Here is an 18,561-nt window from a genome sequence, read left to right on the forward strand (position 1 = left end):
ACAAATAGAATTTATGCGATCTTTTCGATATCACCTTTTAAAATCGTAATGGGTGCTTCTTTTTTGAGAACGGTTTCGTCAGTAACTACCACTTCCAAAACATCCTTACGTGAAGGAATTTGGAACATGAGTTCCATCATGATCTCTTCTACAATGGCACGAAGTCCTCTCGCACCACTTTCCCGTTTGATTGCGGTTTGGGCAATCGCTTCGATCGCGGACTCTGTGAACTTGAGTTTTACATTCTCGATATCAAACATCTTTTGGTATTGTTTGAGAAGGGAATTTTTTGGTTCTGTAAAAATAGATTTCAAACTTTCGATCGTTAACTCATCGAGAGTGGCAATGATAGGAAGTCGTCCTATAAATTCTGGGATCAGACCAAATTTCATCAAATCATCAGGGATTACATGGTGTACTACCGATTCCCCTTCTTCGATTTTCCTTCCTTTGTCGTTTACCACTTCGTTGGAATGGAAACCAATGGATTTGACACCAACTCGTTGTTTGATGATGTCAGTGAGACCGACAAAGGCTCCCCCACAAATGAAGAGGATGTTTTTGGTTTCGACTGGGATGTATTCCTGGTGAGGGTGTTTACGTCCGCCTTGTGGTGGCACATTGGCAACAGTTCCCTCAATGATTTTGAGAAGAGCTTGTTGGACCCCTTCCCCACTCACATCACGAGTGATGGAAGCAGAGTCGGACTTACGAGAAATTTTATCAATTTCGTCAATGTAGATGATTCCCATCTCAGCACGTTTCACATCATTGTCTGCGTTTTGAATGAGTTTGAGGATGATGTTTTCCACATCTTCTCCCACATACCCGGCTTCAGTGAGTGCTGTTGCATCCACAATCGCAAAAGGAACTTTAAGAATCCTAGCGAGTGTTTGTGCGAGTAAGGTTTTTCCTGAACCTGTAGGTCCAATGAGCATGATATTGGATTTTTCCAATTCCACGTCTCCCGCCTTACGTTCGTTATGGAAGATTCGTTTGTAGTGATTGTAAACGGCAACAGACAAAGCTTTTTTGGCTTGTTCTTGTCCAATCACATACTGGTCTAAGATTTTTTTGATTTCAGTAGGTTTTGGGATGTCTCCCACAATTGCAGTTTTTTCACCACTTTGAGGTTCTTCTGCGATGATTTCGTTACACAAGGAAATACATTCATCGCAGATATAAACACCAGGACCTGCGACAAGCCTTCTTACTTCGTCTTGGGCCTTTCCGCAGAAAGAACAATGTAATTTTTCTCTGGAATTACCCGTTTGGCTTGCACGTTTGGTCATGGAGACGCCCCCTTAGGCTTGTGGCATTTGTTTGCGTTCTTGGATCACGTTGTCAATGATGCCGTATTCTTTGGCTTCATCTGCACTCATAAAGAAATTTCTTTCGGTGTCTTTGCGGATTTGGTCAGCAGACTTTCCTGTGTGTTTACCATAAAGATCGATGAGTTTGTCCTTGATCTTGATGATTTCTTTCGCAGAGATCTCAATATCAGAAGCTTGTCCACCTGCTCCACCATACGGTTGGTGTAACATAATACGTGAATTCGGAAGGGCAGAACGTTTTCCCTTTGCTCCACCAGCAAGTAAAAGAGCCGCCATAGAAGATGCCTGTCCAATACAAAGGGTTCGCACCTCTGGTTTGATCAGTTGCATTGTGTCATAAATCGCAAGACCAGAACTCACATAACCACCAGGGCTATTGATGTAGAGATAAATATCTCTGTCTGGGTTTTCCGCTTCTAAAAACAAAAGTTGAGCGGAAATCACATTCGCATAGGTTTCGTCGATGGCAGAACCTAAAAATATAATCCGATCTTTTAATAACCGTGAAAAAATGTCGTATTGGCGTTCGCCACGGCTTGTTTGTTCAATGACATAAGGCATCAGTGTGGACATAGTTTACTCTTCTTTCCCGCTAAGAATTTTCTCAGCTTCTTCCGTTGAAATTGCTTTTGGCGATTTTTTCTCTACCTCAGCGTAAACAAACTCGTCAATTTTATCAAACAGGAATTTGTCACGGTAGTAGGTTTCCGCCTTCTGTTTTTGGACTTCTTTTTTGAGAGTTTCGGCAGGAATTCCTTGGGCAGACGCCTCTTTTTCGTAACCGGCCTCAACTTCCTCGTCAGAAATGACAATTTTGTAGTCATCAGCGATTTTTTGCTTCAAAATGTAAGTTTGGATGCGTTTTTCCGCTGCTTTGGAGAAAGATTCCCTTACTTCTTTTTCTTCTTTTCCTAGGCGTTTTGCATAGTCGGAAAGAGAAGTGACAGGAAGGCCAAATTCACGCATGAAGTTTTTGAAAACAGTTTCTGTTTCTTCATAAATGAGGGATTCTGGGATGATGAATTTGGATTCTTTGATGATTTCGTTGTAAGCATCATCTGTTGCACGTTTTGTGAGTGCATTTCCAAAAATCTCAATTAGTTGTTTTTTAGTTTTTTCTTTTAACTCTTGTAAGTTGGCAGAACCATCCACTTCAGAAGCAAAATCATCATTGATTTCAGGGTAAGTTACCTTGTAAATCGCAGTCACTGTTACTGTGTAGATGATTGATTTTCCAGCAGACTCAGGAGATGCAGGGTATACATCTGGATACGTGAATGTGAACTCTTTTGTTTCATTGAGTTTCATTCCAAGGAGATTGTTCTCAAACCCTGGAGGGTTTTGGGGAGCACCCATTTGGAATTTTCCCGTTTGGTTGGCATCTGGGTATTCTTTTCCAGTTTCCTTAAACTTATAATTTATTTCTAGTAAGTCGGATGCCTCAACTGGTTCGCCTTCTTCTTTCAAAGAATTACGAGCCATGTTTTTTTGGATTCCTTCCAATTCTTTTTGGATGTCTGCATCCGAAATTTTAATTTCTTTCGGTTGGATTTTGATTTTCTTTAACTTTGGTAAGGTGACTTCCGGTTTTGTATCGTAAGTGGCTTTTGCCTTTGCACCAGTATTTTTATCAAACGTTTCCATTTGGAATTGTGGCAAACGGATTGGTTTGTGTTCCAATTTGTCAAAGAGGTCTGCCATTGCTTGGTTTAACATGATGTTGGCAGCATCGTCCATCACGGTGTCACCTAGGACTTTTTCCACCATATTCAGGGGAGCTTTTCCTGGTCGAAACCCAGGGATTTTTACTTTTTCAGCTGCATTTTTGTAAGCCTGTGAGTAGGCGGTGCGGACTTCTTCAGCGCTAAATTGAATGCTGAGGTCACAAGTTGCGTTGTTATTTTTTTTAGCCGTAAATTCCATCGTATTATATCCAGTGTAAAAAAAGAGAGTGTAGTGGAAAGAAAAAGAAGAAGACCTTCATTAGCGGGAAACGGGACTTGAACCCGCGACCCTCTCCTTGGCAAGGAGATGCTCTACCGCTGAGCTATTCCCGCAGAAGGTTTGTGAAACCATCATTTGGAACCTAATCAAATCGGCAAGGAAAAAAGTGGAAAAGCATGAATGGAAATCCATCCCAATGGGGTATGGAATTGAATTTAATTTCAGTGGTAGGGGTTCCATCTGAAACCACCACCTAACAACATCGTATCGGGAGGGTCGTTCTGGGAAAGGATAGGATTTGATTCCGTTTTCTGTCAACGATCGTTACTCCATCCAAAAGGGACTTCGGATGGAGAAGGATCTTATTTTTCTAAGAGAGGTTTGAGATAAGGATACACTGTGTCTGCAACGAGTTTGTGGCCGGCTTCCGTAGGATGGATTCCATCCTTTTGGTTGAGTTTGCGAATGGTAGCCACTTTTTCTAAGATAAAAGGAACAAGTGGAATGTTTTCTTCTTTTGCAAGTTCAGGATAAATTGAATTAAAAGCGGAGGCATATTTTTTCCCCATATTCGGTGTTGCCATCATACCAACTAACAGAATTTTGGTGTTAGGGTATTGTGATTTTATTTGTTTTACCATGGTTCGTAGGTTTTCTTTTGTGACTGTTGGACTGATGCCACGTAACATATCATTTGCACCTAATTCCAGAACAAAGATGGATGGTTTTTCCGCGAGTACCCATTCCAATCTCCCAAGGCCTCCACTCGTTGTATCACCTGACACACCTGCATTGGTCATTTGGTAGGAATACCCTTCACCATTGATTCGATTTGTAAGTACATGAGGCCAAGCATCTTCATAATTCAGAAGTCCATAACCAGCCGTTAAGGAATCTCCAAAATAAAGAATCCGTTTTGGTTGGTTTTCAGATGGAAAACCTGTTTTCTTTTCTTTCTCTGGATCAGAAGGATTCCCACATTGGAACAGGAAGAGAAGTGATACGATTGTAATGAAGTAAGGCATCACTCATTAGATTGGTCTCAATCTAAGAAAATGCAAACATTTTTAGCTAACAAATTTGAATACCATAACCAATTCCAAAGAAAAAACATTTCGAAAGGAAGGACTATTTCCTAATAAATTTTATCCTCGTCATAGTAGAAGGAAACACCAGGCATGATATAAAATTCTGTAACAGTGTGTTTGATGGATGTTGACATCTCCGAAAATCCTATATAAACACTTCTGGCAGAATAATCACTTCTTGGCACTGATCCCACTGTGTCTCCCAAATAGGTTTCATAGGTCCGTTTGACATCTTGGCGGATCATTCCTATGTCCAAGGAAAAACGACAATATTGGAAAGATGTTTCTAAATTGAGAATGGTTCCTTTATCTCTAACCCTTCCCCCATACGCAGGGATCACTGCCGTGAGAGAAGAGGAATTATCATTAAATACTTCTTGGATGATTTGAGAACCTAACACAGAAAAATTTCCCTTCCTGTCCAGAAGTTCCAAACGTGCTCGGATCTCCCACCAATCCCTAAGTTTTAATTTTGAATAAATACCTGGCAAAATTCCTTTCATGGAATATTCGGCATTGGCATCACCACCAATCGACCAAGTAGTTTTATTCGGTACGTTTGCTTCAGGACGACTTGTCGAATAAGAACCATAGGAAATATTGTTTCGTTCCGTATAACGATGGAAGTTGATCGAGGGACCAACCATCAATATTTTGGTAATCGGATGTGTGTAGGAAAAACGTAAATTTTGGCTTACTCCTTCAAAACGGAGTAATCGGTTCCCTTCAAAACTACTTGCCCAATAGGAATCTGTCCGTGGAGAAATAAAATTATTGGAAGCAGGAAGGTTACGGCTGTAGACACCTAACGTAGTATCTTCGGCATACTGGATTTCATATTTATTTTTATAACCATACCGAATGTCAAAAAACTGCGAGTTAACACCTAAATCTTTTGCAGGTTTATAGGGAATGGCAAGTGGAGCACCAGGTTCTGTGATTTGGCGAAATAAAGAATTTTGGAACCAAGCAGGTCCCGTCTCATTCAGGATCGCTGGAGACAATTTTCCAAATCCGAACCCACTTCGAATCATCAATCTGTGTTCGTATACTTTGTTAAAAATCTCCATAGGAGTTTGGTTGTCTTCTCTCCGTTCCCAACTCACGAGTGGATTTGTACTGGGTGGTTCGGAAACCGAAGTTGTATCGGTTTTTGGAGCCACAATTGGATTTGTTTTTTCTGGTGTTGTTATCGAATCTTTTTTTGGTTCAACAACTGGGTTTGTCTTACTTGTTTCTTCTGCTGTTAGTTGACTCGCACCAAACACAAAACAGATAACCAATACAAGAGTGAGAATCAATAGCCTTTTTTTTCGATTTAAATTTTTAGTAAACAATGCGAACTGTCCCTACGTAAATTTCAGTTCTACGATTTTTCTTTTCAGCTAACATTGTATCTACGATCTTATGTAAATCAGCATAACCATCCACTTCTTTAAATCGTTCTTCTGCGATTTTATGAACAAGTTTGAGTTCTTTTTTTACAGATTGAGATCTTTCTTTACTGAGTTTTAAATTCATGGAAAATGCCCCAACACTATCTGTGTGACCACCAATCCGGCAATTGGTTTCCGGATAGGCTTCCATGGCGTCTCCCACTTTTGCGATGAGTTCCTTTGCTTTGGGTGTTAACGTAGATTTTCCTGAAGGGAAGGCAACGTCCCCGTCAATGATGATGAGAAGTTCACGAAGTCTTTTTTCATCGTCTTCGATTCGTTTGAGTTCAACACCTTTGGCAACTAAACTTCCACCTACTTCTTCAAAAGGAGTACCTGTATGTTCAAAATCACTTCGTAATCCTTTGTATAATTTTTCTAGGTAATCAGGAGTTCCTAATTTATCGAGAGAACCAACAGGTAAACTTCCCAAATGTTCACTGGGTTTGGATTCATCAATATGAACACAGCCACAAAATCTTTGAAAAGTCTCTGATTCCATCCACTCTGGTTTGGTGGTCGTCTGACAATAGGTAATGGATAATGAAAGAACTGTGAAGAATAATTTTCTAAACATAGAACGAACTGTCCCTATCTTTTGCACCAAGAATAGAAATCAATTGATAATTCTCTTAAGAGATGATTGGAAATTAATTTCAAACTCTTTCCTTCAATTTAACGTAACTTTGCCACATTTGCCTAGTAAAAATACGAATCGATTGAATGACATTTACAAATCTTTGTTTCTATAATAAACATTGTTTAACGTAAGTTATTTGTACACTCTTTCTACACTAGGGTGAGATTGTCGTTGCCATGAATGGAAAGGCATCCATTTATTGTTTTATAAAAAAGATTGGTTTACGGGAAATTTAGCATGAACTCCACCAAACAACGACTGGCATCTTCCTTGTCATTATTCTTAGTATCACTCCTAGTGAGTTGTAGTGGAGCCGCATCAGCAGGAGACAATCTATTATTTGGAATTAGCGAACGTTTTGAACGAACATTCGGGAATCCAACAACTACTTGTTCGTCGGATGTTACCATTTCAACCAAACTTGTTTCCCTTTCGGAAGATGGAGATGTGAACTCTACCTTTAGCACAGTGAATGAAAATGGTTTGGATGATGTGGATACAGATGGTGGGACTTCTTGGGGTTATAAATCCTTCCAAACCTGTATTTATCCCAGTGCTCCGTTTAGCGGGAGTTTGGAGATACCTGTTTCTGTAACTTCGAATTATGGAACAAGGATCACATCACTCAAAACCTTCCCTGCTCCCGATGTTGCCATCCCCACCAAACTCACGTTCACTGGCAATGGAGTCACACAAAGACAATGTTTTACATTCACAGTGGTTCAAGATGCAGTTAGAAGTGCAAAAGTAGATCCAATGACAATTGCCCTTGGAACGATGACTCAAAAAAACGGAAGTGGTGAGGAAATTTCAGGGACCTATACAGGAAAGGATGCATGTGATATTTCTGTTGCGGTAGATGATGATGAAGGCCCTGGTGTTCGTGTGTCTAATATCTCTCGAGTGATGGAAGAACCAGGCCCATCTGCAACGGCAACCAATGGGACCTTCCAAGTGGTTTTACGAACGGCACCCACTGCCAATGTTACCATTCCCATCAATGAAGTGTATGATTCGATCAATGCCAGTAACCGCGAAGGAACAGCGAATCCAAAAACGTTAACTTTCACGACAGGAAATTATAATACTCCACAATCTGTGACCATCACATCCGTTGATGATTTGGAAATTGACGGCATCAAAGTGTATACGGTAGAAGTATCAAATACAAGTAGTTCTGACGCCGATTATAATGGAATCAAACCAAGAAATGTTGTGGTTTACAACCGAGACCAAAGTGTTCCTGGTTACGCCTACCAAAGGTTTGATGCCACAACGGGAACTACTGGTGCATCAGGTGGAGCGATCAATCGTTTTGCCACAGATGAAAGTAATCGTTTTGGAACCAAATACTCACAATTCCAAATCAAACTCCGCACCAAACCGACAAATACGGTCACACTTAATTTTTCTTCCAATTGTGGGAATAAATGTAATATCCTCACACCCACTCTCAGTTTTACAACATCTGATTGGAATGTATACCAAACCTTCCAAGTCGAAGGGAAATCAGACTCAGCAAACACAGGCAATGCGGATTACACGGTATCCTTTGTCGCATCTTCAGCTGATGCTACCTACAATACAACCGTGGCCGAACCAACCTTTTCTGTGCGTTCTTGTGATAATGATGGAACCCATCTCCTCCAACCATGTAATTTTTCAGGATCTCCATTGGGAACTTCTGTCAACCGATTGTCTGCTGTGGAAGGTGGGTCTACAAATATTTGGATGATCTCCCAAGCAGCACCAAGTTCAGATATCAGCATTGGCCTCACAAGCTCTGATACAACAGAAGGAACTGTTCCTGGAACTGTCACTGTATCCTCATCTAACTATAATTTTATGGAATCTGGCGGGACAAACCAAATTGTCCTCACACATTTGGATGATGTCCTCGTGGATCTCACCCAAAACTGGACTGTCACAACGGCTTTGTCTACGGGAGGTCTTTCCTATGATCCCATTGATGTTTATGCAGCCACAACTGATGATGAAAAATCTTTTTATATCTCTCATGTGGGAAACACTCGGGAAGGAACTACCAATACAGCAACGGTATCGGTTTGTTTAGGAGGGAATAACCCAACACAACCGGTTGTTCTCAATATCACTTGTAAATCGTATGCAGCGGGAACGGCTGCCTCTGGTGAATGTGGGACTATCACTTCCTCCCCTATCACCTTCCCTGTGAATAGTGAAGTGGAACCTGGCAATGCTTCTGATAGTGGATGTGCAAGTTCTGCCAAAAAACAAACCTTCACTGTTGTGGGACTTGATGATACCTATTCGGATGGAAACCAAAGTTTTGACATCCAACTCTCCATGGTTGCAAACACAGACACAAATTACCAAAATGCAACTAGCCCAAGTGACCATACGATCACCAACGAAGACGATGAACCAGCCGGTAAAGCTATCTTTGTAACCACTGCTAGTTATAACGGAGAAATGACCGCACAAGGTGTGTTTGGTGCTGATAACACATGTGATAATAACAAACCAGGTGGAGTTCCAGTGGGAACTTATAAAGCCCTAATTGTTAGTAATAGTGGTGGTGCAGTTAATGACAGAATTCCGAATGGAACCAACTGGGTACTAACAGCTGGAAATCATTATTACCGTTGTAATAGTTCTGGGTATACCAATTGTAGTGATGAACATACGAGTTTATTTGTAGCAAATGGTTCCGCTGGATTTGATCCAACAAGTATCTCTCGTTCGTTTTCTACAGTGGGTGATCAGTACTGGACGGGGATGACAACGAGCCTAACAGCGGCAACACAGGTTGGATTTACCCCCGCGTGTACGGGTGATGGATTGACATACCGTCACAATTGTAATGGTTTTACGTATCAAAACTGTCCTTCTACACCAAGTTCTTACTTGTATGGACAAACTTGGACAATGGCATCAAATACAAGTGTCACAAGCCAAGAAGCCATTTGTTCTGCTACGAAGAAATTAATCTGTGTGCAACAGTAATCTTTGTGTTTGCTTCGGGATCAGACAAACAAAAGTTCAGTGAAACAAACAGATTTGGATCAATCACTTGAGGGCTCAAAGCCCTTTTATTTTTTCCTTCAGGGATTTGGCGGCCATCGCAAAACCGCCATCCGCTCCATCCACAAAATGAACTTCATCCGAGGATGCTACTTTTAAGACACAAGTCATAAGTGACCTGTTGGATACAAAAAGTCCATAATGTAATAAACCTTCCGCTTCTAATTTTTGCAAAAAGGATTCTAAAGCTAACCGATGTTTCCTGGTCCCATCAATCACCATTTTGAGAGTGCCATCATATTTGCGAAAATCAGCACTCATCACCTGGTATTCCTTTAATCGATCCAAGGAATAATGCCCCGACTTAAGTGGCAATTTCCATTTGATGGCGATCGCCATTACTGTCCTTTCGATCCAAATTTTGGTTAAGGTAAGAGCGTATTTGAATCCAGAATGTTTACCAGTCCTTGCAACCGCCTCTTTCTTGAGTTCATTACCTGAGCCCAAGTTGATTTGATCAAGGTTTAGTGGATGGTATTCTTTTTCTTCACCATATTCAGACTTGATAAAGTTTAACACTCGTATTATGATCTTCTTACAAACTTCTAAATCAGTATGATTAGGTTTGACAATAAGAGATACAATTTCTCCTCTTTCACTTGGGACATCCTTCCAACGGCATGTAAATCCAGTAAAGTCAGCAGGTAGAATTTTTTCATTTTCACGGACCAAATAAGATTCATCTTTTCCTTCTTTGATCCATTGTTCCGCAAGAGGAAGAGCCGTTCCAAAGAGGGAACATTGAACATAATGATCAGAAGCTTTGAATTTACTTAAAAATAATTCTGTCCCTGCTCGGTACAATTCTTGGACAGGAACAATACCTGCTCTCATGGTAAGTCCAAAGGCAGACTTCACTTGCAAAATGGTATCTGCAATCGCAGAACGAATGGGGAATAATAAATTGATGGGTAATAAAAATGTGACACCATCGCCACCAAATACAAATGGAAAGTCCATATGCCCATAAACATTGGCAACCGCAATGGCAGTAAGTCCACCGGCAGTGTTTACATCTTTGTATCGTCCTTCCTCAATTGCTTTTGTGGAACCAACAATATCTGTGATGAGGACAAACCAATCATCGGGGACCTTTGCGACGGTTGTCTCTTCAAAGATACTTTGGAACTGAGAACTAGGTTTTATGTTTTTATAAAAATCATCCACTAGATACTCAGACGACCCAAACCAAAGAGATATGAGAGATTTTTCGTAGTTGTCTTAGAAAAGCGGATCGTAAAACGTACAATCATACTCTATGAACCAAGTTCTTCTACGTACCACCTTTTCCCTTTTCCTTTTGTTCGGATTTTTTGGCTCCTCTTATTGTTTTGGTTTTTACCTCACGGAACTTGCAGCAAATGAAAGAAAACGATGGTTGGATGAAAAAGCATGGTCGATCACAAACAACATGTCGGAAGAAGAATTGGTAGGCCAAACCATCCACATTGCGATTCCTTCCAAAACTGTAGACCAAATTGCGCTAGATGAAATCAAACAAACGAAACCAGGTGGTATCATCCTCTTTGGTAAAAACTTAGGCAAAAAAGAAGAGATCCTTTCCCTCACTGAAAATCTTCAAATCGCTGCCAAAGAAAACGGCTTACAACCTTTTCTCATCTCAACAGACCAAGAAGGAGGTCGTGTGTTCCGTGTCCAAGATGGGATCACACATTACCCTGGTGCAATGGCTGTGGGACAAACTGGGAAAAAGGAATGGGGAGAAACTGTAGGTTTTGTCACATCCTATGAACTGAGAAGTTTAGGTTTGAATTTTTTATTTGCACCTGTTTTGGACATCAATAACAACCCACTGAATCCAGTCATTAACACTCGTTCGTTTGGATCAGATGTTAATCGAGTTTCGGAAGTTGCCGTTGCTTATGAAAAAGGTGCAAGAGCCGGTGGATGTTTACCAGTGATCAAACATTTTCCAGGTCATGGCGATACCACTGTTGATAGCCATCTCGGACTTCCAATCATCAATAAAAGCCTTGAGGATTTAGAAAAACTGGAACTAGTTCCATTCAAACAATCCATCCTAGGTGGGGCAGAAGCGGTGATGTCTGCTCATATTGTGTATCCAAAAATTGATCCAAATTTTCCAGCTACACTCTCTAAGACGATTCTAACAGATGTTTTACGAAAATCACTCCAGTTTGATGGGATCATCATCACAGACGCAATGGAGATGCATGCCATTTCCAAAAACTATGAAAAAGACAGACCTGGTGTTTTAACAATCCTTGCTGGTGCCAATATCGTTTTACTCACAAGTTGGGGAGAAACTGCCAAAAAATTCAAAGCTCAATTGATGGATGCTTACAAAAAGGGAGAATTCCGCTTTGTAGACAAAGAAGGAAAAGAACATGACATCTTAAAAGAAGCAGTCCAAAAACAAGTCCGCAAAAAATTGGAACTAGGTATCTATGATACAAATTCCATCTTACCAAAAGTATACGAAGAAAACCAAAAACAAAAAGAATTCCTGACGGCTTGGGAAAAAGAAAGAAACGATCGTTACACAACACTCAGTAAGTCACTTTTTTTTGCGAAAGAAATCAATGAAGATTCGATCCGTGCTTACCCCAAAGCGGTGAAAACATCTCAAATTTTACCAGAACAAACTCTTTCCTTCGTTAAAAACCAAAAACTGAAAGAGGTTTTGAAATCAAAAAAAATCCAATCAGTTCCCACCAAATCATTTGGAAGTTATGTGAAACAAAAAACATATACTACATATCTGTTTGATTCCACTTCGGAACCAGAAATTCTATCTGTTGTCAGTCTTGCCAAAAAATTTCCAAACAAACGTTTCCTTGTACTCCACGGAGGAACACCCTTCATCCAATTGCCGGAAATGGAAAACGTAGAGTATCTATTATCTTTTTCGTTAACGGTTGGTTCTTGGGAAGCACTTGGAGTGAAACTCACTTCTGGAAAAGAGATTCCAAAAGTGGATTTGATTTTATTAACAAAGGAATTAAAGACACCTTCCAAAGGTGCTTTTCCTGAAAGTTTATAATTTAGATTAAGATAAAACCTCTCTCACTCCACCACGTTTGCGGATTTCTTCATACAAAGACTTCCGCATTGTTTCATCTGCATCTACATATCGTAACAAATATAAATCTGACTTTTGTTTGGTGGGCATCATCTTTGAGCGAATATGAAAAGTGGGTCCATTATCAAAACTAAAACTAACTTCCCATAAATCTTGGTGTTTCCAAATTTCCGAAGAAATCCCCGAAGGAAAGGTAAACAAAATACCTCGGTCAGACAATCGTTCCGAAATTGTGATGAATGGTTTTGCTGTTTCTTTGATTTCGAATTTTTTTTCGTTATTCTCTTTTTGGTCTTTGGCAATTCGTTTTAAGACTTCTAATTGTTTATCAATGTTTTCTTCACTGAGTAATAATTTATGTTTATCTAATTCTAAATCCTTTTTTTCTTCAGGAGGTGGCCAAGGTGAAATGGTAATCGACATTTTGTCCATTAACATCAAATGCGATTCCCCTTTTCTTTCAATTTTACCATTAAAGTGAAAAATCACTCCACTATCATTGGTTCTGATCACTTTGCCATCTAACAAATAACCACCACTACTAGGACGGAATACATATAATTTTGCTTCTTTTCCTGGGACCAGTAAGTCTTTCGACAAACCCTTTGTGGATAAAAGTAATTCGTCGGAAGTTTTTTGCATCACATAGGTTAGTTCTTCTCGTCCGTCAGCTTCCAAGGCTGCTACTTCACCAACGGTTAAATCGTTTAAGGATAAAATTTCTTTTTTGAATTCAACACCAGAACGAAAGAGTTTATCAAAAAGATTCACTTCCTTCTCGGTTGTATTTGCATTGGATTTTAGAAAATAACGATACAATGCATTTTTGAGTTTGTTCCTATTTTCAGGGAGAAGGTAAATTTCGCGTTCATCATCATTCAAATGGTCATAAAAACTATGTAGGATATTGAGTTCCACTTGGTTGCATTTTCTTGCAATGGCGTATCGTTGGAACTCGACCCAGTGGTTTACCACACTTGTTTGTTTGTTTTGTAAGTAGTTCATGACCTTTACGTAAATAAAGGCTGCAACTCCCATGAGAAAAATGTAAAAGATGTAGATTGTATCAAATTTTGGAAAAATCCAAACGACTTGTGCCATAAAATTCATAAATTACTTTTCCTCATATCTCCGTTGTGTCGAATGGAAGCAAGGTGAGCTCTTCCTACTTTAAAATTATCGGCAAAAATCCACTCCACGGGACAATTGTTCCCCAAGGAAATAAAAACGAAGCACTTCCACTCCTAGGAGCTTTACTCTTATGGGAGGGAGACGTGATTTTAGAAAATCTACCCGAAATTGCCGATGTCCAGAAGCTCATGGATGTCCTCCGCCACATTGGTGTGGAAATAACTTCCCTCGATACCAAAGGATCTTACCTCTTTCAGAAAAAAAATCCAGTGAAATCGGATTTACCATATGAACTTTGTTCCCAACTGAGAGGAGCTGTGACTCTTGCTGGCCCCATCCTCGCAAGAACTGGGCGTGTCTTTTTACCTAAACCTGGTGGAGACAAAATTGGTCGCCGTCGTATGGACACCCACCTCCTTGCTTTGGAAGCCCTTGGCGCAAAAATTGAAGTCTTTCCTGACGGTTATATGATCACAGCGGATCGTTTGTTCGGTAAAGACATCCTACTCGATGAGGCGTCGGTGACTGCGACAGAAAATGCAGTGATGGCAGCTGTTTTTGCAGAAGGAACCACGATCATTCGCAATGCGGCTTCCGAACCACATGTACAGGGACTTTGCCGATTTTTACAAGCGGCAGGTGCCAAAATCGAAGGGATTGGGACAAACCACCTAACGATCACAGGTGTTACTTCACTTTCTTCTCCGAGTGGTGGTTTACGACACCGCATTGGTTCAGATTATTTGGAAGTTGGATCTTTTATTAGTTTAGCGGCCGTAACAGGTGGGGAAATCCATATTACCGATGTTAATTTAGAAGACATCCGAATGATCCGAATGGTCTATTCCCGACTTGGGATCGAGGTGCGACCAACAGAAACTGGTATCCTCGTCCCCTCCGACCAAAAAATGGAAATCATACCTGACTACCATGGAGCCACTCCCAAAATTGATGATGCACCTTGGCCTGGGTTCCCAGCTGATATGACATCAGTGGCTTTAGTGACTGCTACTCAGTGTAAGGGAACCGTTCTCATCCATGAAAAACTCTTTGAATCCAGACTCTTTTTTGTGGATAATATCATCGCAATGGGTGCCCAAATCATCCTTTGTGACCCACATAGGGCCATTGTGATTGGTGCCAACAGATTGTATGGACAACGAGTGGCAAGCCCTGACATTCGTGCGGGAATGGCGATGATCATTGCTGCTCTTTGTGCAGAAGGCCAAAGTGAGATCCATAACATCGTACAAATTGACAGAGGATTTGAGTCTATTGATACAAGGTTACGGTCACTTGGGGCACAAATCGAAAGAATTCCGAGTTAAATGAAACGAAAGGATCTTTTCCGAGAAGGATTTAAATCCGTTTTCCAATTTACCTTCACGAAAGCGGATGAAATTTCCGAAGCCATCAAAGAAGTTTGGCAGGAAGAAACAGACCAAATCCCTAAAAAAGGTTCCAAATCCAATCCAAAACCAATCACAAAGAAAACAAAACAAAAAAGCAAGCCGACTCTTGTTCGGAAACGTAAGACAAAGATGTTCCAAACTCTGTCTTTACCTCCTGGAGCAACAAAAGATTTTTTTTCTCTCTGTACAGGTTGTAACGAATGTATTTTTGCCTGTCCTTATGCCGTCCTATTCCCTGTTACAGCAACAGATTCAGAAAAAACATATCCACATTTTGATCCGAATGCAAAAGCCTGCCACCTTTGTTCTGATTGGCCATGTATTACGGCTTGTCCCGAAAAAGCATTATTACCGTACGAAGTGTCCGAAACAACACCAAAGTTCGGTAAGGCGAAACTTTTAAAAGAATTTTGTATCAATGAAAAAACAGGGGAATCAACCTGTAATGCTTGTTTTGTTACCTGCCCTATCGAAAAAACCGTTAAATTTAAAGGGAATTTACCAGTTTTTGCACAATCGAGTTGCACAGGATGTGGGTTATGTGTAGAAACTTGTCCAAGTTTTCCAAAAGCAATTCAGATTAAATTATTCAAAAGCGAATGATCACCTATCAAACGTTTTAGAAAAAAAACTTCGCAAAACATCAAAAAATTGTTATTCGGTAAAAAAAATATCTTGAATTTTTATGAAAGAAGAGAGATACTCTTGTTAGGGCAAGGGATTTCCCTTCGTCAAAAAAAATATAAATTAAATTTAAAGGAAAAAGAAAGCTATGGAACCACAAAAAGTAGGCCCAGGACAAATCGACAAAATCGCGGATGATCTTAAAAAAGACCCAGAGAAGTCGATTGGGAATTACCTTTTCAAAGGATTCAGAATTCAAATCTCCAAGTACAAAGCATCTGGAGCGGAGAGAGTTCAACAACTTTACAAAAGAAGAAGAGCACAAGGTCTATGCATCGTTTGTGGTACCAAAGTAACTCGTAAAAATCCGGTAACAGGAATTCTTTACAGACTTTGCGACACTCATAGAGCAGAAATCGACCAAAAGAATAAAGAAAAAGCAAAAGCGAAAAAAGGAAAATAATTTCCTTTCCATTCACTTTTCTAACTGAAAGGGGACACTAGGTCCCCTTTTTTGTTTACAGAGACTCATTTTACCGTAACCTCATCTCCTATGAAAACTCTCCTTCCTTTTCTCCTGCTTTCTGTTTTTGGTTGTTCACAACTCATTTGGCGTGATGCACAATTGCCAGAAGAAATTTCACCTAGTAATGATCCGAATGTAAACTTGGTTTTAACAGTTGCTTACCAAGAGAAAGATTCTTGGAACCCTCTCAATGGAACCACTGACAAACGTGATTACAAAAGTCATATCAAATTAGTAACGAACGGTGTTACAGGAGGAAAAGTAGTAAGGGAATGGGATTTACCATCTTGGGCGTTAGGGGATGGAATCTTTTACCATACAAAATCGAACATGTTATTTGTGTTATATGGTAAAAATGACGAATATGGAACTCTTAACCAAACTCTTTCCATTTACCCGGAAGTAGGTGGTGCATTTTCATATCCAGCAACTCCTGAAAGGAAAATCATTTTCCAAATGGCTCCGTCTCCCAACGGAAATTTAATAGCACTCATCACAGCAAGTCCAACCAAAGAAGATGAATTCACTGAATTCGAATTGTCCATCCTGCAAACTGCTGACAAATCGGTGCAGTCCTACCCTCTCAGTTTCTGGACCGCATTGCCTCTGTATGGGATTCGCTGGTCAGAAGAGGGAACCAAATTGTATGTACGAACACCGGATCGTATCCTCGTTTGGACAGGCAAAGATTTGACGGAAACCAAAACTTTCCCTGATTGTTTTACAATCCCAACCAATTTTGGCAAGTGGGCTTACGAATCGGCAAGCCTTGCCGAAGGTGGGAATGTCAAACTTGGAAAAAAACTGCCCTCCCCTAAACTGATCTCCAATATGGACCAAATCAAACTCTGTCGATAAAGGACAGAAGGGAATCGCGGGGTCTCAATTCGCTTGATTTAATTATGTCTCATGATTGGATGAGTGAAAAGACCCCATGATCGAAAAAAAATTCACAGAACAAATCGATGCCATTTCGAAATACCTGAATGTCGTCGAAAAAATCGAACCCATTCGCAAAAGTGGGGTCGTTGTTTCTGTTGTGGGGAACGTGATCTATTCCCAAGGTCCACCCGATTCCAAAGTGGGTGAAATTTTAGAAGTCGAACGTGGGTCTGACAAAGGTTATTTAGCTTGCGTACTCGTTGGATTTAAAGACCATCTTTACACCTTAATGCCATTAGGTGATACTCAAGAAATTTTCCCTCATGCCTTTGTATTTTCCTCTGGTAGACAAATCACATTAAATGCAGGTCCTGAACTTTTAGGACGAGTTTTAAATGGTCTGGGAAAACCAATTGATAACAAAGGGATCCTCATCACAAAAGAAGAAAGAGCTTCCGAACCTAGGTTCTTAAACCCACTCGATCGCCCTCCTATCTCTGAAATTTTAGAAACAGGGGTTCGTGCCATTGATGGTATGTTAACAGTTGGGCGGGGACAACGGATTGGAATTTTTTCAGGTTCTGGAGTTGGTAAATCCAGTTTACTTGGTATGATCGCCCGTTATACGAACGCAGATGTAAACGTAGTCGCTCTCATTGGAGAAAGGGGCCGCGAGGTAAATGAATTTTTACACGTAGAACTTGGGAAAGAAGCATTGGCAAGATCGGTTGTTTTTGTTGCGACTTCTGATTCTTCCAAAATGGAACAGGTAAGTTGTGCTAACCTAGCCTGTTCTGCAGCAGAATACTTCCGCGAAAAAGGAATGTCTGTCAATTTGTATATGGACTCCCTCACACGGTATGCAGAAGCATTAAGAGAATTATCCATAGGTGAACCTGTCGTCACAAAAGGATATGCATCAAGTGTGTTTACCAAAATGGCAAAACTTGTCGAACGAGCCGGCACTTCACATAACGGCGGTTCCATTACTGGATTTTATACAGTATTAACTGATGCAGAAGATGATATGGATGATATTGTGGCAGACAAGGTGCGAGGATTTATCGACGGACATATTGTCTTAACGAGAAAACTTGCCGAACAAAGCCATTACCCTGCCATTGACGTTCCTTCTTCGCTTTCTCGATTGATGCAAAAAATTGTGAATGAAGATCACTATATGCGTGCTTCCATTGTAAGGGAGTTAATATCCAAATACAAAAATTCAGAAGATATTATTTTACTCAATGCCTATGTGCGTGGTGCTGATGAAAAAATAGACATGGCAATTGATAAAAAATCGCAAATTGATGACTATTTAAGACAACGAATTGAAGAAAAATCTTCTTACAACGAGGCGATCAAAAAACTAGAACTGATCTTACAAACATCATCAAGAACTGATGATGAATTCTAA

General features: G+C 40.3%; 15 protein-coding genes and 1 tRNA gene. 7 read left to right on the plus strand and 9 right to left on the minus strand.

Annotation, left to right across the window (positions count from 1 at the left end; genetic code table 11):
• Positions 1 to 11 precede the first annotated feature (11 nt).
• From clpX to ND855_RS11815, 7 genes are all read right to left on the minus strand, one after another.
• Positions 12 to 1,292: an ATP-dependent Clp protease ATP-binding subunit ClpX gene (gene clpX, locus ND855_RS11785; protein WP_100716413.1), complete on the minus strand. Its 1,281-nt coding sequence runs from the start codon at positions 1,290 to 1,292 to the stop codon at positions 12 to 14.
• 12 nt (positions 1,293 to 1,304) lie between these two features.
• Positions 1,305 to 1,907, minus strand: coding sequence for an ATP-dependent Clp endopeptidase proteolytic subunit ClpP (gene clpP, locus ND855_RS11790; protein ID WP_100716412.1), 603 nt, complete (start codon positions 1,905 to 1,907; stop codon positions 1,305 to 1,307).
• A 3-nt stretch (positions 1,908 to 1,910) separates the two neighbouring features.
• On the minus strand, positions 1,911 to 3,257 hold the full coding sequence (gene tig, locus ND855_RS11795; RefSeq protein WP_265358497.1) for a trigger factor: 1,347 nt from the start codon (positions 3,255 to 3,257) through the stop codon (positions 1,911 to 1,913).
• Positions 3,258 to 3,319: 62 nt separating this feature from the next.
• Positions 3,320 to 3,391, minus strand: a tRNA-Gly gene (locus tag ND855_RS11800).
• 249 nt (positions 3,392 to 3,640) lie between these two features.
• Complete coding sequence (locus tag ND855_RS11805; protein ID WP_265358498.1) at positions 3,641 to 4,303, minus strand: arylesterase; 663 nt, start codon at positions 4,301 to 4,303, stop codon at positions 3,641 to 3,643.
• A gap of 110 nt (positions 4,304 to 4,413) precedes the next feature.
• Positions 4,414 to 5,667 (minus strand): hypothetical protein, encoded by a 1,254-nt coding sequence (locus tag ND855_RS11810; protein ID WP_407658713.1) that lies wholly within the window; start codon positions 5,665 to 5,667, stop codon positions 4,414 to 4,416.
• A 25-nt stretch (positions 5,668 to 5,692) separates the two neighbouring features.
• On the minus strand, positions 5,693 to 6,379 hold the full coding sequence (locus tag ND855_RS11815) for an OmpA family protein (RefSeq protein ID WP_265358499.1): 687 nt from the start codon (positions 6,377 to 6,379) through the stop codon (positions 5,693 to 5,695).
• A 300-nt stretch (positions 6,380 to 6,679) separates the two neighbouring features.
• Between ND855_RS11815 and ND855_RS11820 the strand changes: the two genes are divergently transcribed.
• The gene (locus ND855_RS11820; RefSeq protein WP_265358500.1) at positions 6,680 to 9,427 is read left to right on the plus strand and encodes a hypothetical protein; all 2,748 of its coding nucleotides are present in this window, start codon (positions 6,680 to 6,682) and stop codon (positions 9,425 to 9,427) included.
• 75 nt (positions 9,428 to 9,502) lie between these two features.
• Here ND855_RS11820 and ND855_RS11825 read toward each other — a convergent pair whose 3' ends face one another.
• On the minus strand, positions 9,503 to 10,672 hold the full coding sequence (locus tag ND855_RS11825) for a DUF3095 domain-containing protein (protein ID WP_265358501.1): 1,170 nt from the start codon (positions 10,670 to 10,672) through the stop codon (positions 9,503 to 9,505).
• 91 nt (positions 10,673 to 10,763) lie between these two features.
• Between ND855_RS11825 and ND855_RS11830 the strand changes: the two genes are divergently transcribed.
• Positions 10,764 to 12,530 (plus strand): glycoside hydrolase family 3 protein, encoded by a 1,767-nt coding sequence (locus ND855_RS11830; RefSeq protein WP_265358502.1) that lies wholly within the window; start codon positions 10,764 to 10,766, stop codon positions 12,528 to 12,530.
• 6 nt (positions 12,531 to 12,536) lie between these two features.
• Here ND855_RS11830 and ND855_RS11835 read toward each other — a convergent pair whose 3' ends face one another.
• A complete protein-coding gene (locus tag ND855_RS11835; RefSeq protein WP_135604863.1) occupies positions 12,537 to 13,679 on the minus strand; it encodes a hypothetical protein in 1,143 nt (380 codons plus the stop codon).
• A gap of 44 nt (positions 13,680 to 13,723) precedes the next feature.
• Between ND855_RS11835 and murA the strand changes: the two genes are divergently transcribed.
• From murA to ND855_RS11860, 5 genes are all read left to right on the plus strand, one after another.
• Positions 13,724 to 15,028, plus strand: a complete 1,305-nt coding sequence (murA, locus tag ND855_RS11840; RefSeq protein WP_135639225.1) for a UDP-N-acetylglucosamine 1-carboxyvinyltransferase — start codon at positions 13,724 to 13,726, stop codon at positions 15,026 to 15,028.
• A complete protein-coding gene (locus tag ND855_RS11845) occupies positions 15,029 to 15,715 on the plus strand; it encodes a 4Fe-4S dicluster domain-containing protein (protein ID WP_265358503.1) in 687 nt (228 codons plus the stop codon). It abuts the gene before it with no gap.
• Between the two features lie 169 nt (positions 15,716 to 15,884).
• A complete protein-coding gene (locus ND855_RS11850; protein ID WP_015678495.1) occupies positions 15,885 to 16,199 on the plus strand; it encodes an LIC10235 family protein in 315 nt (104 codons plus the stop codon).
• 90 nt (positions 16,200 to 16,289) lie between these two features.
• Positions 16,290 to 17,120, plus strand: a complete 831-nt coding sequence (locus ND855_RS11855; protein WP_265358504.1) for a hypothetical protein — start codon at positions 16,290 to 16,292, stop codon at positions 17,118 to 17,120.
• 76 nt (positions 17,121 to 17,196) lie between these two features.
• The gene (locus ND855_RS11860; protein WP_265358505.1) at positions 17,197 to 18,561 is read left to right on the plus strand and encodes a FliI/YscN family ATPase; all 1,365 of its coding nucleotides are present in this window, start codon (positions 17,197 to 17,199) and stop codon (positions 18,559 to 18,561) included.

The sequence above is a fragment of the Leptospira paudalimensis genome (genome assembly GCF_026151345.1).
Taxonomy (GTDB): Bacteria; Spirochaetota; Leptospiria; order Leptospirales; family Leptospiraceae; genus Leptospira_A; species Leptospira_A paudalimensis.

Coding starts and splice junctions, on each gene's coding strand:
- ND855_RS11845 (WP_265358503.1), top strand. CDS start 15,029: ATGAAACGAAAGGATCTTTTCCGAGAAGGATTTAAATCCGTTTTCCAA.
- ND855_RS11860 (WP_265358505.1), top strand. CDS start 17,197: ATGATCGAAAAAAAATTCACAGAACAAATCGATGCCATTTCGAAATAC.
- clpX (WP_100716413.1), bottom strand. CDS start 1,292: ATGACCAAACGTGCAAGCCAAACGGGTAATTCCAGAGAAAAATTACAT.
- ND855_RS11805 (WP_265358498.1), bottom strand. CDS start 4,303: ATGCCTTACTTCATTACAATCGTATCACTTCTCTTCCTGTTCCAATGT.
- ND855_RS11830 (WP_265358502.1), top strand. CDS start 10,764: ATGAACCAAGTTCTTCTACGTACCACCTTTTCCCTTTTCCTTTTGTTC.
- ND855_RS11855 (WP_265358504.1), top strand. CDS start 16,290: ATGAAAACTCTCCTTCCTTTTCTCCTGCTTTCTGTTTTTGGTTGTTCA.
- ND855_RS11815 (WP_265358499.1), bottom strand. CDS start 6,379: ATGTTTAGAAAATTATTCTTCACAGTTCTTTCATTATCCATTACCTAT.
- clpP (WP_100716412.1), bottom strand. CDS start 1,907: ATGTCCACACTGATGCCTTATGTCATTGAACAAACAAGCCGTGGCGAA.
- tig (WP_265358497.1), bottom strand. CDS start 3,257: ATGGAATTTACGGCTAAAAAAAATAACAACGCAACTTGTGACCTCAGC.
- ND855_RS11850 (WP_015678495.1), top strand. CDS start 15,885: ATGGAACCACAAAAAGTAGGCCCAGGACAAATCGACAAAATCGCGGAT.
- ND855_RS11835 (WP_135604863.1), bottom strand. CDS start 13,679: ATGAATTTTATGGCACAAGTCGTTTGGATTTTTCCAAAATTTGATACA.
- ND855_RS11820 (WP_265358500.1), top strand. CDS start 6,680: ATGAACTCCACCAAACAACGACTGGCATCTTCCTTGTCATTATTCTTA.